The following is a 14,271-nucleotide window of genomic DNA, read 5'->3' as shown; positions in this document are numbered from 1 at the left end:
CACCTCCTAAAATCCGAATGCCATACGTCGTAACGTACGCTCCATTTCACGCGATCCACTATCTTGTGTGTAAATATTTACACTTGGACTAAATTGTTTTGAGTAATCATAACTATTCTGACCACCTACAACTGCATTAGCCAATCCTGTGGAAGACTGTTCAACTTGTGCAATCATGCTATTCATACCTTGTATTAATCCCTCTGCAATGTTGATACCGAACCCTTTCATTACACGTGAAGGACTATGAATATCTAATGCACCTTGCATAGCTTCTTTAATGCTGTTTGCTATTTCGGTAGCTTTATCGATCAATGGTCCACGCATGCTCTCTAATCCATTTAATAAGCCTTGTCCCGCGTCGATTCCGATTTGTTGTAAGGATGATAATTCATTAGCTGTTGTTCTCGTTAAATTACGAATAGCCTTATCCCACTCTTTCTGGATAAGGTTCAATTTATCATTAGCAGCTTCACGTAATTTTTGGATTTGCATATCCGTATCTTCACGCATACCTACTAATTCTTTTTCAGTTTGTTCTCGAGCCAATTGTGATTTCTCACGATACAATTCACTGTATTTGGATAGCTGTTCATCTGTCATACTGTTTAACGCAACTAGTTCCGGTAATGCTTTAACACCTAACCCTGACAACTCACTTAATAAATTCGCATCAATTTCACGCTCTGATAATTTAGCAAATTCATCTTGCCATCGTTTGAAACCATCCACTTGTGATTGGAGATTATCCATTAATTCTAACCCTGTGCGATTTAACTCCATTTTAAAGGCATCAAAAGTACCAGCGAATGACATAAGGGTAGATAACCGTTTATCAAAGGCATCTTCGTAAACTTTATTTTGCTGTTCTTCCTGCTTTTCCAAATCATCCATGACAGTTTTCATTTGTCCTTGAAAGTCCTTATTAACCGAAACGATTTCTTTGTTAACAGCCTCTACAGCTTTTTTGTAGTTCTTCTGTGCCTCTATACGTTCTTTACTACCTTCTTCAAATAGCCCAATTGTTCTTTCCCAAATCTTCGCTTCTTCAACAAGTGACAATTCTTCCGCTGATTTTTTATCAGCAATATACTGTTTAATATCCTCTAAATCCTTTTTGTTAAAATCATCTATAGCCTTGTTATAAGCTTTTTGGGCTGTTACGCGCTCTTTTGAATATAAATCAAATTGATCTAACGACTCTTTCCAAATCTGAGCTTCTTCTTCAAGACTTAATTCACCTAAAGATTTTTTATTATCAATAAACAACTTAATTTCTTTTAACTTTTCTTGTTGCTCTTTGGTAAGCAAGTTAACAGATTCTTTTGTTGCTTTCTTTTCAATTTCAGCAATTTTCTTGTTTGCATCTTCTTGAATACGTTGAATTTTGATGTTCTCATCTTGAGTCGTTTTACGCTTTTTCGATGCTGCTGCTCGATGAATTTTCTCAACATCTTCCTTAGCGCGTTTTTCAATTTTTGATATATCAGCATTTGCTTTATCAGTAATTTTCTTTTCTTCGGATTTATAGTGATCTGTTATATCAATTAAGTTATTTCCTAAATCCTTCATGACATTTGCCACTCGTTCGTTTTTGTCCTCAATACCAATAGCTAGACCTTCGCCGACATCTTTACCAATTGCAATCATTACGCGGGAAGGGGACCGACGTTCTAAAACCTTAGATACAGAATCAATTACATTTTGACCCATCTCTTTCGCCTTTTTACCTACAGCATCTATCATTGACCCCATACCGTTGATTAAACCTTGGATAATGTCTTTACCGACCTTCGCCATATCAAAATCAGTGAAAAACTTAGCGATATTGTTCATAATATTTTCTGCAGTTTTCTTTACGGTTTCCCAAGCACCTTCCCAGTCGCCTTGAATTAATTTCATAATGGTTTGAATAATACCGAGAATTAGGTCTAATGCATTTCTTATTGTCAATTTAATAGTTGACCATACGAACGTAACTATTCCTGAAATAATAGGCCAAACAATCTCAAAGATACCCTTGATAATACCCATGACCATTTCTATGTTGGACTTTATATTATTGAAATAGAATTTGACTATAGCAAAGATTGCTTCTCCGTTTTCATCCCAAAATTCTTTAAGCTTATCAAGTTGCTCTCTTACAAAATCAACGACAAAACCTAATTTTTCATTCACTGTAGTTTTTATATAATCATAAGCAGTAGTTGTAATTTCTTTTAGTGAATCTGTAACTAATTTGTATTTCTCCTCAACAAGATTAAAAATATCCGCGTGTTTATTTTTAAAGACTTCCCACTTAGATAAAATTTCACCAGTTTCCCAATTCACTTTCTCAACATGTTCATCTGCTTGCTTTTGAGCTGTTTCTACAATCTTTTGATGCTGTTCTTCAGCCAAGAAAACTGTTTGATCTTTCGCCTTTGTAGCTTCAGCTATCATGCGTTCGGCTTGTTCGGCTGATATTTGGCCAGATTCATCTCTTAATTTAACAATCAACTTATATCTTTCGTTATAAGTATCGTTAGCTTCTTTAATTACATCCTCTTTCTGTTTCACAGCATTTTTCACAACTTCTGCTGCTTGTTCAGCAGAAATAATAGATGCATTTTCTTTCATTCGTTCAAGAATAACTTTTTGCTCTAGCTCACTTTCAGAGAACGTTCTTACAGCATTTTCTTTCATGCTTTGATTGTAGTTATTAATGACTTCATGCTCTCGCTCCGTCAATTCTCGCTTTTCATCAACTGCCTTTTGCATAATTTCTTTTATTCGTTCATTCATGGTGTTCTGTTCTTGAAGTTCTCGCTCATTACGTTTTTGAGTATCGGTAATTATTTTTTGTTCCTCATCGGATGTTAAAGCAGATGAATTCATAAAGAATTCCTGTAAATCTGATAATTGCTCAGAATTACGTTTCTTCATGCCCTCCACAATCTTTTTATTCATTTCATCAAATTGTGAAGTAAGTTCTTTTGCCATTTCAGATGTTACTTTTGTGGAGGTTACGTACATATTAGTGACAGATTGAGATGCATTTTCGCTTAAATCAAAGAATCCGTTAAGTGCTTCTTTTGTAGAATCTGAAACCTTCTTACCAAAACGTTCAACGCTTGGTAGAGCATCATTGCTCATGTGCTTTGCAAAAGCTATTGTACCGATTGTTAAACCGCCTATAGCTGCTATGGCTATACCTATAGGACCTGAAAGTGCTGTGATAACACCCGCAAGTGCTCCTACTCCTGGTGTAGCAGCAGCCACTCCAGTTGTAACAACTGCCATTGCACTTGAAAAGACTCCGAAAGCAGAAACTATTGAACCAATAGACGAGATTAAAACACCGCCAACAACTAATAAAGGTCCTATTGCAGCTACAATTCCAGCAATCGCCATAATAACTATTTGTATTGTTTTATCAATTTCAGCAAATTTCATGACAATTGGTGACAATGTATCAACAATTTGAATTAAAAAAGGAAGTAAGACGCTCCCGAAGGAAATTCCAACTTCCACAACTTTATTCTTTAACATTGCTAATTGGGCGGCAGTTGTCGCATACCTCTGTTCTGCTTCATTAGTCAATGCAGTGTTTTCTTTCCAGGCATTTGTTGAGGTGTCTACTGCTGATGATAATAAATCACTAGCACCTGCCAAACGTAGTAACACATCGGATTCATATACACCTTTTATGCCTAAATTAGCAAGGATAGTTGTTAGATTAGCCCCACCCTCAGATGACTTTGCCAAACCCTTTACAAGCAAATCTAAAGCAGTTACTGCATCTTTTTCAAATGCCTTTTTAAATTCTGCCCCAGTCATTCCTGCTGCTTTAGCAAATGCGGTTAAATCCTTTCCTCCTGAACCTACAGCAGTTTGAATCTTTTTTAGTATAGTAGTCATTGCTGTACCGCCCATTTCAGCTTGTATACCTAAACTGGACATAGTACCTGCCAACGCCATGATTTGCGCTTCTGACATACCTACTTGTTTACCTTGTGCTGCTAAACGCATTCCCATTTCAACAATTTCAGATTCAGTTGTTGCCATGCTGTTACCCAGCGCTACAACGGATGAGCCTAAACGATCAAAGTTAGTTTGCGACATTCCTGTAATGTTAGAAAAACGAGCAAATTCACTAGCTGCTTGTTCTAAAGATAAGTTTGTGGATTCACCTAAATCTATAATCGTTTTGGAGAATGATAAGATATTTTCCTCAGCGATTCCTAGTTGCCCTGCACTCTCAGCAACGCCCGCAATTTCAGCAGCAGAAGCCGGAAGCGTTCGAGCCATTTCGAGAATTCCTTTTTCAAGTTTCTTAAAACCTTCTTCACTTGTATCAACAGTCTTTCTTACTCCTGCAAACGCACTTTCGAAATCAATTGCTGCCTTAGTTGCGCCTACACCTAATGCTGTAAGTGGAGCTGTTACTTTTAAAGATAACTCCTTACCGACGTCTTTCATTTTGTTTCCGACTGTTTTAAGCTTCTCACCAGCTGCTGATGCTGCTTCACCGAATCTTGCCCAAGTGGTTTGGGACCTAGCTAATTCTCGTTCTTGCCTTTCTAACTCGGCAGTAGTTTCCCTTAATTCTCGCTCTGTACGGTCCATTTCTGCAGAAGCTCTATTAAGTTGTACTGCAAGTCGTTCCGCCTGTTCAGAGTGTTCACCATATTGTTGTTTAGCTTTTTCATACTCTTCAGCTAACCGACGTACCTTTGTTTGTTGTCCTTCAAGTAATCGACTATACGCCTCTTGCTTTGAACGTAAGCCTTCTATCGTACTGCCCCATTCACGCCCTCTGTTTTGAAGCCCTCTTATTTCTTGGCCCATCGCTTGTAATGTGCGATTCATAGAAGCAACCGAACGTTCAAACTGTGCATTGTCGAGCGATAACCTAACTCTTAAATCACCTACATCAGCCATTTTCTCACCATCTTTCTACCACTGAATTTGGTCTGCATAAGCACGTGGTACTTGCTCTTCTTCTTTTTTCTTCCAACCTTTGTGAATGCAGTGCCTATCCCACAATGCAAGTAGCTTTCGCGGGGTTGCCCTCCACACTTTTAATTCATCCATGTTTAAATGAACTGTTCCGATGTATATAAAAAAATCCGCTGGCAACTCTTTATCGCCTTGCGGATCGGTTACTTTCCCTCTTCAACTGTGGACGGCATAGCGTCACCAAATGCTTTTGTAAGTGCATCAGTTACGATTGTAATGTTTTTCATATTGATTAATGTTCCAACTTCTTCTTCAGTAATATTAATGTTCTCACCATTAGCCAATCCCACATGTAACAATGATCGTATTTTTTTGAAATCCTGTTTTTCCAAACCATCAAATGCTTTAGTGAAATCTCCAAACTTCTCTTGGAGGTTACATAAAGCATTTAAGTCAAACCTTACTTCGAATTCTTTGCTGCCTAATGTAATTTTTACGCCTTCATCTTTCATTACTTCTGATTTGCTAGCCATTAAAATCGCTCCCTTTTGATAAATTTGCATAATAAAAAGAGAGCGAAATTATCGCCCTCTTAAACTTTAAATATTTAAGGTGTAGGTGTTGTTGCACCTGTATAAACTTTTTTGAACCAATTGGCAATTACTGATACATCAACGCCTTCATCATCTTCATCAACAAACATACGCTTGATGCCTTCCCCTTTAGCGTTTTTAACAATATCAGAGTTTACAAATACGCCTTTTACTGAAGGTGTATTATACTCAACGCTTTCACCTTTTGTTTTATAGTTCTCTTCTGGTAGTTGGAAATTACCTTTGTAATACCAGAAATAACGGTACTTACCGTTTGATTTAAGGCTTCGGAATGCTAAGGCAATATTAGGTGCCACATCACCAGATGCATCGATTACAACGCCATTCTCATTAATTTCCTTACCTAAAATATCAGCGTATACTGCATTAGCTAATGCATCAATCTTAAATTCCATTTCTGTTTCACCTTCTGCTGAAGTAGACTCTGCAGCACCATCATCAGCATATAAAACTGTATTAGATGTTTTTGGTGTAACTTTAGCCTCGATTGCTTTAGCTAATTTCTGAATTGGATTAGCAAATGCTGTAGTAGCATCTTTGGCACCAGCTGCAATTTTTGTGTAATGAATATCCGATAAACCGATTAATACTCCTGCCATAATTAAATAGCCTCCTTAAATGTCATAATAAAAGCGATAAGCTTTGTGATATGTTTTCGTTTCCTTCTCAAAATCTTCGAAGTACGAATTCCTCACAAATCCTATCGCTTGTAATTGGTCTTTCACGCTCTCTGTGAGCGCTTCTATATCTCCCTTTCCCCAAATATCAACTTGTACTGAATGGCGTGTTAATTGCTCTTTATCGTCAGCCTGTAACGCCCCTCGCTCGTTGTATCTGAAAAAGGTGATATAAGTTGTTGCTGTGCCTGTATATGTCATATACATGACTGGTACACCCAAAGGAAGTAGTGAGTCACGTATGATTTTATTAATGCTCATAAGTGCATCCTCCCTCTCACTTCGTCCTTCATGATTTCAATAATACGATTCATTTCATTTTCAAAGGTAGGGCGCATCCATGGCCGTGATCTCATTTTGCTTGTTCCCCATTCATGGAAGTAGAGGTAAAAGGCATCGTTCGCTTGATTACTAACACCAATGGTAATAGTTCCATCTACAATCTTTTCATCAATAACCATTGATTTTTCAGATTTACCAGTCCGTTTTCTTAATCCAAAACGATAAACACTTTCCTCTAATTTATCCCTTAAATGTTCGGCCCCTTTAGTCAACGTTGGATTAATAATACTTTCGGGATTTAAACTACGTTCAATTTCACGTTGTAATTCTTGTAATCCACTAAATTCAATATTCATAGCATCACCTTATTGATTCTTGATAAGGGCAATGATTGTTTGAGTATTCATTAATTCATCGTCTTGTAATACTGCTTGAATATCGTAGAATTGGCCTTTGAATAATACTCTTTGTTTAGCATTTAACCCATGTGTATAACGAACAATAAAACGATACGTATTCGTATTGACCTCAGCAGATGCATTAATAGATTCAGAACCTTTTACAGTTTTGATTTTCGCCCATAAAACATGCTTTGTTTCCCAATCGTTGACTGGATAGCCGTTTTCATTGACTGATTCGACAAATTCTTGAATCTCAATTTTATTTCTCATTTCGCCAGCATTAAGCTTTTGGATCCCTTTAATTTGTTTCACTTGTATCACTACTTTCCATTGCTTTAGCGATATTTAAGTTATTAAGTTGGGTTAAAAAGTTCTCATAGAAATGTTCGAGAACGTCATTGTAAACGTAGCGAGAACGCTCAAATACAAGCTCTTTAAAACGTTCGCTAGTGTTTATATCATAATCTCCACAAATGCCTTGTAAGTCCTCTACCGATGCTTTTAAGATGCGTGTTAAATTATCATCCTCATCGTTACCTAGTTTCATACGACTTTTAAATTCAACTAGAATTTCATCACTAATTTGAATCATCTTCATCACTCGTTTCAGTAATGAAAATTTGCATGTATTTATTTTCCGTTGTAGATAACTCTGTGATACGAGCTTTAGTAGCTCGTTTGCCCTCCACAGGATATTGTTCGCCAACTTCATAAATATGTCCGTCGTGTTTCACTTCTTTAAAGCGCTGTACGACCTTATATTTCTTCATAACTATTTACTGCCTCCTTCCATATAAAAAACACCTAACATCTTAATTTAAGGTGCTGGTGTAGGTACAGGGAATTGTACATCTAAATCATAAACTAACGCAGCTTTGTTATCCTTTGGACGACCATTAGCAAAACGTTTGATTGTGTAAAGTGTCGCATCTTCCATAGCTAAAGTTTGATCATACTTTTTAAGTTTGTACCCACCTGCAATTGCCGCAATATACTCACCCTGTACAAGGAATACAACCTTACCTACAGGAATTTCTTCTGAATCAACAACTGTTAAGTTGTACGGTAAATTCATGACAAATACACCCGAATCATTCTGAATCGTATGACGAGCTTGTACAGCTAGTGCATCGATAGGGTTTAGTACCATAACAACTTTATTTAAGATTTTACGGAACTTACCTTTTGCATCAGTAGATAAGTTTTTAAGTACACCATATAGCTCACCTACAACAACCTCACCACGATCTGATGGTGCAAACGTTAATGTGCCACTTGATACTTTGTCAGTTACTGCACCTGTATCTGTGTTGACGTCTTTTAGTAATCCAACAGGTTCATTTTGCACTGGACCACGACCATTTACTAAACCGTATTCTAAACCTGCAGCTAATGCTTCAATCAATAAAGTCACCATGTAACGGTCAACCCAAACTGGTCCAAGCTCTAACATGTCATTCGGAATAGCTCCAAAGGCTGTTAATTTAAGTTGAGTAATTTTTTCGTCACGGAATGCAGCATTTACTTGTCCTGAAATTTCCCCAAAGATTTCTTTCCATGCAAACGCTAATGTTGGATCAGAATAAATAAATTTCGTTGCTGCTCCTAAGTCTTGTAAGCCAATAGCAGCTAAAAAAGGGCGTTCTTTTGTTAAACCTTCGAATACTCTTTCCTGTACAGATTCCGGGAAAACTGATTCATCATTGAAACCGCCATCTGTCACAACCTTGTTATAAAATGCTGTCTCTTCAGAGGTTAAGATGTGTTGACCACGCGCAACTAAAATTTGTGTATCGGTTGCTTCGTTTCGTGCTTCAGTTGTAATTTTTTCAGATAAATCATTTTGTAATGCTGTGAACATATCATCTACAGCGTTTTGCATTTGTTCAGGTGTTGCATTTTCGTCATTTAACAAATTTGTATAGGCTTTTTTCTTCGCCTTAAAGTTTTCCATTTGTCCTTTTAATTTCATTGTCATTTATAATGACCTCCTGTTTTTAAGTATTAAAAAAAGAACCCTTTGCGTTTGGCCACAACTTTTTGCGGTTCTACAGGTTCTTTATCTGGATTATTTAATTGTGTTTGTAGCTGAATTACTTGATTTTCTAAATCGCTAACTTTTTGTAATAATTCGTTATTGTCCTCCACAGTAGATGAGGTGGAAGTAATTGCGTTATTGAACTCTTCAGCTTTATTAGAGAACATTTCTGATTCTACTTCTTCAGCTTGACCTTCAATAATTTCATCAATAAAGCCATACTCTTTAGCAACTTTAGCTGACATAAATTTTTCTTCATCAAGTAATTGTTTAACCGTTTCTTCATCTACTCGATGTGTATAGGAGGCTAATACAGATTCCCCGATACTTTCTAAGTCATCTGCAACTTTACGCAATTGTTTAGCATTACCTGCTGCATATGTCCAAGCATGATGCACCATTAATTGTGTGTTTGAATACATTTTTACTACATCTGCACCCATAGCCATAATAGAGCATGCACTTGCAGCTATACCTGTAACAATAACTGTTACTGTACCTTTGTGCGATCGTAAAGTATTCATAATGTCGATTCCTAAGAAAACATCGCCACCATAAGAGTTGACTTCAAGTGTAATGTCCTCATCTTCTTTTATGTTGCGCATTTTGTTATTAAAATCGTAAATAGTTGAGTTCCAGCTAGTAATATCACCTTTGATTTTATGTTTCATCGTTTTCACCTCCTTTAACGGAATCTAATTCTTGATAGTTCTTTGTGAAATAATGCTTATTTAAGCGTTCATCTGTGGAAGGCTCATCTCCAAGCATGACACGTACTTCGTTTGGTGTGTAAACCATACTTGCAACAAGCTTATCGATTGCATTTGCTAATTCTAAAGGATCCATCTCAGCAACGCCGAAAATACTAATTCGTTCGCCATTCATATAGGCATCTTTATCAATTAATTTCGCATTTAGCTCATCTTGTAGCTTCTTAATGAGTGGTTTAATACAAAATTTAATATAAGCTTTTAAAGCTGTTTCGTACTCTGCAATATCACCATGTATTAGTGTTGCTGGAATGCCTAAAATGTTAGCTACATGACTTGTTAAATCCTTTTTAAGCTTTTCTAATTCATCAACAGAACGCCCTTCGTTCTTTACGCCTTTTGTGATTTCTTCATAATCGAAACCTTTAATCTTCGGAACAATAGCAAAGGCTTTTTTTCTAAATGCGTTGAACATGCGGTCGATGAAATTTTCTAACTTACCTCTATTTTCATCATCTAACTTGGTGCTACCATCAATGCCCGCTAATGCTCGTATTTGATTAGAGTACATATTCGTTTCAATCATTCGGCTGAATAGCTCTGTATAATCCTTAAACATTCCATCTAAAAAACGTGTAAATTTTTCATTGTTGTATGATATAAAGAGGACTTCATCCATTGAAAATGATTTTTTAAATTCATAACCTTTAACAACAACGTTTTTAAAAACATCTGGATAAACAGCATATTCAATTCGATTGAAGCTATCAGCAATGATCAAATCATTATTATCAGTTAAAATTGCCAATGCTTCATTTTCGTGAATTAGCTTGTAAACATAGTCCTGCCAAAAATCCGCTGCCGATTGGTCCGTATTTGGTCTTACATTAAGTAGGTAGTCCCAATCACTTTTGACCTTCTTGCCGTATTTGGTAAAGCGAAACTCAGCCAATGAAATGGTTCGGCCAATAAAATTTATACACGTTTCAATTGCTGTTTTTTTTAAATATGTTCGCTGGTCAATATCTACACCGAAAATATCTAAATCCCACATTTCAGCGGCTTCTTGACCGATTTTCTTATTACCTAAAATAGCATCTAAAATTACCCCAATACCTCACCTCCCTTCCGTTAAAATGCAATGCTATCTAAGAAATCGAGTACCCCTTCCACATCATTGTCCTCTAGGTCACGAGAACCCCATACACCATACAAGAACATCATGAAACCGTCAGTCTTCCGTTTTACTTCTTCTTTCTTTCGATAGACTTTATTTCCGTTTGGCAGTCGTTTAACAAGCACATTATTTGTATACCAACGCATGAGCGGATTATCACCGAAAATAACTTGTTCATTTTCAAAAGCAATTTCAATTCGTGGAGCTAACAAACCACTTGCTGCATCTGGATTTCTTATTACTTCAACCTCAAATCCCTCCGCTTCAAATAACGGCTTTAATATATCCATCTTGAAGTTATCACCAATGATTTTTTTAATGTTCCAACCTTCTTCACGCTTTTTTGCAAACCACCCAACAACTAAATGAGGATCCATTGTTTCAATGTCCAGGACACTTAAAAGACCATCGTTTTCCCACTCACGAATTGGAGCGAATTTACGATGGTCTTTCTTATTGTTGTTTTCAGCTTTTTCTTTGCTGTATGCGTAGTGTTTATCAGCAAATGGTTTACAAATGTATGAGTGCGTCAATTCTTTAGGAATGAAAAAGTTATCATTCTTTAAAAATAACAATCCCATTGAAACAAAATCGCGTACTGCAGCATAGTCTAAACACCCTATACATTCACGCCTTTTCAATTCATCTAAATTGTATCCTTGATTAGTTGCCTTTATTTTCTCCCAAGATGTAACGCTTTTTTCTAAGTCTACTTTTGGGAGATTCATACGTTTTGTAATGAATTCCTCATATCCATCCGGATCATGTTCTAGCTTGTTGTATTGTTTCATCACTGTTTTAAAAAGTGTTTTCGCATAACTACTTAACGGCGGATGGAATTGTGAATTAGCCTTTTGCCACATTTCAGGATTGTGCATTTCTGCTTCATCATCCAAGTTACACATAAATGCAAAAAGACCATCGTCGCGAATGCTTACGTGGCCCTCTAAAATATTGTCAGCTCGTTCCAATAATTTATCTAAGAAGCCCTCACGAACGAATCCGTCAGAACCTACATAAAACACTCGAGGATTTGAGACTTTACCAAGTCCCGAAGTAAATACATTTACAACACCAGAATCCTCATACCTGTGAACCTCTTCGAAAATTACACACCCATCTCGTAAACCGTCTTTTGTACCTGCATTAGAAGTATGGTATTGAAATAATGACTTTGTACTACGAGACTCAATCAAAGCTTTCTTGTGGTCAAAATGTTCTTTCAACGTATCGTCTTTATCGATGGTATTGTACACTTCGGTAAACGACATTTTCGCTTGCTTTTCACTGTTTGCAACTACTGACACATTATAATTATCGATGCCATGCAAATCACTGATAAAGTAATTTGCGAGTGTCGATATACGCCCCGTCTTACCACCGCCACGGCCTTCGTAGTCCAAATGTTCATCAAACACCAACGAGCCGTCACTATAGTACAAGAAAATAAAGCATGTTTTAAATTTTTGCGTCAATGTGAGAGGGAAATAATATTTCTCCGTAAATGTAATATAATTTTCGATTTGCTCCTCATCGAAATACATATCATCAGCAGTAAGGATTTCACGCTCGATTAATTCAATTAATTTTCCACGTCTTTTATTTAAAACTATTTTGCTGCCACGCCACAGCTTAATATATTCATCAATATACTTATGGCTAATCAAATCAAGCTCTTCCTAGCTTTGTCATCCACAGTTGAAGATGCAGAGGGAGAAGGTGTATCAACCTTAATTCCTAAAGCGTCTTCGAGTTTTTCAATCTCTTTCGAAATAGATAATTTCGTTGCGATGGCTGGATGCTGCTTCAAAAAGTTCTGTGAACCATTTTCGATTCTAATTGTCGTTCCATCTTTATCAATATCAGCATCACACTTTAAATCGATTTTCAAAAACCGTATATAGCGATGGACTTTAGCTAACTTAATTGGATCGTCGGCGTGACGAGCTAATAAATCTTTTTCAATTTTGTTTATTCCCTTTTCCATTTCTCCCCCTCCTCCCTCCAAAGAGCATTTTTTAACGTTTATTTTTAGAGAATCGAGGCCCTCCCCGGTCCCTGGGCTTTTTGAATTGGCAAAACCTTTTGACCCGGGGGTATTACCATCTTTCATCTTCTTCCCATTTGTTAGGTTTGCGTGTGAAGCGACCATGTTCTTTGTTGTGATGTTGTAAGCAAACTGTCATTAAGTTATCTAACTCTAATGCCAACTCTGGATGGTCTTCTATTTCTTTTATATGATGGACATTGAGTTGAATCGACTTGCGTTCTCCTTCCACCTTTTGAGAATCTAAGTGAACCTTTCCTTCATGCTTACACATTTGACATTCATAGTTGTCTCGCTTCAATGCTTCCTGTCGTAATGATTCCCATGATGATGAGCGATAGAATGCTTTCTTTTGTTGCTCTGTTTTGTATTGTTGCATGGTTGTTAGTCAGTGCCTTCTAATCGTGTGGGTAACTCTACTTCACTTACTTTTAATCCGCACTCTTGACAGTATTTAGTTTCGTAAGTCGTTTCAGTTGAGAACAATGTATGCGTTTCTGTTCCAATGCAACCGCATCTATCACAAGGTTTTACGTTATCAATCCTATCTAACTCATCAGCCAATGCACCTGCATGCTTTGCGATTGCTCGTAGCTTTAATTTAGATTTGTCATCGAAGTTTAAGTTGATTGAAATATCTCCTACTCTCGACATCGTTCATCCCTCCTAGTTTTTAGTGAATGGTGGTTTAATATTTACTGGTGGTCTTTCTTTAACTGTAATTGATTTAACAATCATTGTTCAGCCCTCCCCAATTAAATGATGTCATGTATTGCTGTAGCACTACCGAATGAAAGACCAAAGATACGCACCTTACTATTCATCACATGGACTAATTCATCACTGTACGCATTCATATAAAATTGTTCTTTAGCATCAAATGAAATCGTTGGCACCGCGATTGCTTCTTTGATTCCTTCTGCTTCAATGCCCACAAATACAAACGATGCTTCTTCTTCACGTGCTGCCTTAAATGTATTGATTAAATTTTGTTTAGTTAATTTCATTCCATAGCCCTCCACAATTCATAATTAATTGCATAATAAAAAGCCGCAACTCGTAGTGAGTGCGACTTAATCTAACAATTCTTTCGTTACCTTATTTGTTTTAACATCATAACTGTGTATTTCAGTTTCAAGAAACTCTCCAGAGCCTTCGTCAAATTCGTATTTACTAATAGAACACCCTTGATTTAAATCGTATTCGCCTAAAAAATCTACATCATTAGAATATTTCTTAGCAATTTCAATTGCTTTATCAAATGTTTTGCAAAACTTATTATAGGAAGTCTCATAACCACTCCAAAACACTTCGTAAAACATTTAAACACCACCTTTAATTCAATACATAAATCATATCATTCAAAATGGTTAATAAAAAGCCA

The 14,271-nt window shown here is 36.6% G+C and carries 17 protein-coding genes; all 17 read right to left on the bottom strand.

Annotated elements, in window-relative coordinates:
• Positions 1–6: 6 nt before the first annotated feature.
• Positions 7–4,923, bottom strand: coding sequence for a phage tail tape measure protein (locus ACIQXJ_RS15600; RefSeq protein ID WP_403055309.1), 4,917 nt, complete (start codon positions 4,921–4,923; stop codon positions 7–9).
• A gap of 221 nt (positions 4,924–5,144) precedes the next feature.
• On the bottom strand, positions 5,145–5,474 hold the full coding sequence (locus tag ACIQXJ_RS15595) for a hypothetical protein (protein ID WP_403055311.1): 330 nt from the start codon (positions 5,472–5,474) through the stop codon (positions 5,145–5,147).
• Between the two features lie 74 nt (positions 5,475–5,548).
• Positions 5,549–6,154 carry a major tail protein gene (locus ACIQXJ_RS15590; RefSeq protein WP_403055313.1) on the bottom strand — a complete coding sequence of 202 codons (606 nt, stop codon included), beginning with the start codon at positions 6,152–6,154 and terminating at the stop codon, positions 5,549–5,551.
• 15 nt (positions 6,155–6,169) lie between these two features.
• On the bottom strand, positions 6,170–6,493 hold the full coding sequence (locus ACIQXJ_RS15585) for a hypothetical protein (protein ID WP_403055315.1): 324 nt from the start codon (positions 6,491–6,493) through the stop codon (positions 6,170–6,172).
• Positions 6,490–6,870: an HK97-gp10 family putative phage morphogenesis protein gene (locus ACIQXJ_RS15580; RefSeq protein ID WP_403055317.1), complete on the bottom strand. Its 381-nt coding sequence runs from the start codon at positions 6,868–6,870 to the stop codon at positions 6,490–6,492. Before ACIQXJ_RS15580 ends, ACIQXJ_RS15585 begins: the two co-directional genes overlap by 4 nt.
• A gap of 9 nt (positions 6,871–6,879) precedes the next feature.
• Entirely contained in the window at positions 6,880–7,227 is a 348-nt protein-coding gene (locus ACIQXJ_RS15575) for a phage head closure protein (RefSeq protein ID WP_403055319.1), read from the bottom strand.
• A complete protein-coding gene (locus ACIQXJ_RS15570; protein ID WP_403055321.1) occupies positions 7,214–7,513 on the bottom strand; it encodes a hypothetical protein in 300 nt (99 codons plus the stop codon). Before ACIQXJ_RS15570 ends, ACIQXJ_RS15575 begins: the two co-directional genes overlap by 14 nt.
• Positions 7,494–7,685, bottom strand: a complete 192-nt coding sequence (locus tag ACIQXJ_RS15565; protein WP_403055323.1) for a termination factor Rho — start codon at positions 7,683–7,685, stop codon at positions 7,494–7,496. The genes ACIQXJ_RS15570 and ACIQXJ_RS15565 overlap by 20 nt, the downstream gene beginning before the upstream one ends.
• Positions 7,686–7,732: 47 nt before the next feature.
• Positions 7,733–8,893, bottom strand: coding sequence for a phage major capsid protein (locus tag ACIQXJ_RS15560; protein ID WP_403055325.1), 1,161 nt, complete (start codon positions 8,891–8,893; stop codon positions 7,733–7,735).
• Positions 8,894–8,919: 26 nt separating this feature from the next.
• Entirely contained in the window at positions 8,920–9,624 is a 705-nt protein-coding gene (locus ACIQXJ_RS15555; RefSeq protein WP_403055327.1) for a head maturation protease, ClpP-related, read from the bottom strand.
• A complete protein-coding gene (locus tag ACIQXJ_RS15550) occupies positions 9,614–10,717 on the bottom strand; it encodes a phage portal protein (protein ID WP_403055329.1) in 1,104 nt (367 codons plus the stop codon). The genes ACIQXJ_RS15555 and ACIQXJ_RS15550 overlap by 11 nt, the downstream gene beginning before the upstream one ends.
• Positions 10,718–10,794: 77 nt before the next feature.
• A complete protein-coding gene (locus ACIQXJ_RS15545) occupies positions 10,795–12,507 on the bottom strand; it encodes a terminase TerL endonuclease subunit (protein ID WP_403055331.1) in 1,713 nt (570 codons plus the stop codon).
• Positions 12,504–12,827 carry a P27 family phage terminase small subunit gene (locus ACIQXJ_RS15540; protein WP_403055333.1) on the bottom strand — a complete coding sequence of 108 codons (324 nt, stop codon included), beginning with the start codon at positions 12,825–12,827 and terminating at the stop codon, positions 12,504–12,506. The genes ACIQXJ_RS15545 and ACIQXJ_RS15540 overlap by 4 nt, the downstream gene beginning before the upstream one ends.
• A 112-nt stretch (positions 12,828–12,939) precedes the next feature.
• On the bottom strand, positions 12,940–13,266 hold the full coding sequence (locus ACIQXJ_RS15535; RefSeq protein WP_403055335.1) for an HNH endonuclease: 327 nt from the start codon (positions 13,264–13,266) through the stop codon (positions 12,940–12,942).
• A gap of 5 nt (positions 13,267–13,271) precedes the next feature.
• On the bottom strand, positions 13,272–13,541 hold the full coding sequence (locus ACIQXJ_RS15530; protein ID WP_403055337.1) for a hypothetical protein: 270 nt from the start codon (positions 13,539–13,541) through the stop codon (positions 13,272–13,274).
• Between the two features lie 101 nt (positions 13,542–13,642).
• Positions 13,643–13,894 carry a hypothetical protein gene (locus ACIQXJ_RS15525; RefSeq protein WP_340826569.1) on the bottom strand — a complete coding sequence of 84 codons (252 nt, stop codon included), beginning with the start codon at positions 13,892–13,894 and terminating at the stop codon, positions 13,643–13,645.
• Positions 13,895–13,960: 66 nt separating this feature from the next.
• Positions 13,961–14,209 carry a hypothetical protein gene (locus ACIQXJ_RS15520; protein WP_403055339.1) on the bottom strand — a complete coding sequence of 83 codons (249 nt, stop codon included), beginning with the start codon at positions 14,207–14,209 and terminating at the stop codon, positions 13,961–13,963.
• Between the last annotated feature and the right edge of the window lie 62 nt (positions 14,210–14,271).

It is taken from the genome of Lysinibacillus sp. NPDC097868, from assembly GCF_044761135.1.
GTDB lineage: Bacteria > Bacillota > Bacilli > Bacillales_A > Planococcaceae > Lysinibacillus.
The sequence above is the reverse complement of the archived record's forward strand: the minus strand, read 5'-3'. Positions and strand labels throughout refer to the sequence as shown.

Coding starts and splice junctions, on each gene's coding strand:
- ACIQXJ_RS15600 (WP_403055309.1), bottom strand. CDS start 4,923: ATGGCTGATGTAGGTGATTTAAGAGTTAGGTTATCGCTCGACAATGCA.
- ACIQXJ_RS15595 (WP_403055311.1), bottom strand. CDS start 5,474: ATGGCTAGCAAATCAGAAGTAATGAAAGATGAAGGCGTAAAAATTACA.
- ACIQXJ_RS15590 (WP_403055313.1), bottom strand. CDS start 6,154: ATGGCAGGAGTATTAATCGGTTTATCGGATATTCATTACACAAAAATT.
- ACIQXJ_RS15585 (WP_403055315.1), bottom strand. CDS start 6,493: ATGAGCATTAATAAAATCATACGTGACTCACTACTTCCTTTGGGTGTA.
- ACIQXJ_RS15580 (WP_403055317.1), bottom strand. CDS start 6,870: ATGAATATTGAATTTAGTGGATTACAAGAATTACAACGTGAAATTGAA.
- ACIQXJ_RS15570 (WP_403055321.1), bottom strand. CDS start 7,513: ATGAAGATGATTCAAATTAGTGATGAAATTCTAGTTGAATTTAAAAGT.
- ACIQXJ_RS15565 (WP_403055323.1), bottom strand. CDS start 7,685: ATGAAGAAATATAAGGTCGTACAGCGCTTTAAAGAAGTGAAACACGAC.
- ACIQXJ_RS15560 (WP_403055325.1), bottom strand. CDS start 8,893: ATGACAATGAAATTAAAAGGACAAATGGAAAACTTTAAGGCGAAGAAA.
- ACIQXJ_RS15555 (WP_403055327.1), bottom strand. CDS start 9,624: ATGAAACATAAAATCAAAGGTGATATTACTAGCTGGAACTCAACTATT.
- ACIQXJ_RS15550 (WP_403055329.1), bottom strand. CDS start 10,717: ATGTGGGATTTAGATATTTTCGGTGTAGATATTGACCAGCGAACATAT.
- ACIQXJ_RS15540 (WP_403055333.1), bottom strand. CDS start 12,827: ATGGAAAAGGGAATAAACAAAATTGAAAAAGATTTATTAGCTCGTCAC.
- ACIQXJ_RS15535 (WP_403055335.1), bottom strand. CDS start 13,266: ATGCAACAATACAAAACAGAGCAACAAAAGAAAGCATTCTATCGCTCA.
- ACIQXJ_RS15530 (WP_403055337.1), bottom strand. CDS start 13,541: ATGTCGAGAGTAGGAGATATTTCAATCAACTTAAACTTCGATGACAAA.
- ACIQXJ_RS15525 (WP_340826569.1), bottom strand. CDS start 13,894: ATGAAATTAACTAAACAAAATTTAATCAATACATTTAAGGCAGCACGT.
- ACIQXJ_RS15520 (WP_403055339.1), bottom strand. CDS start 14,209: ATGTTTTACGAAGTGTTTTGGAGTGGTTATGAGACTTCCTATAATAAG.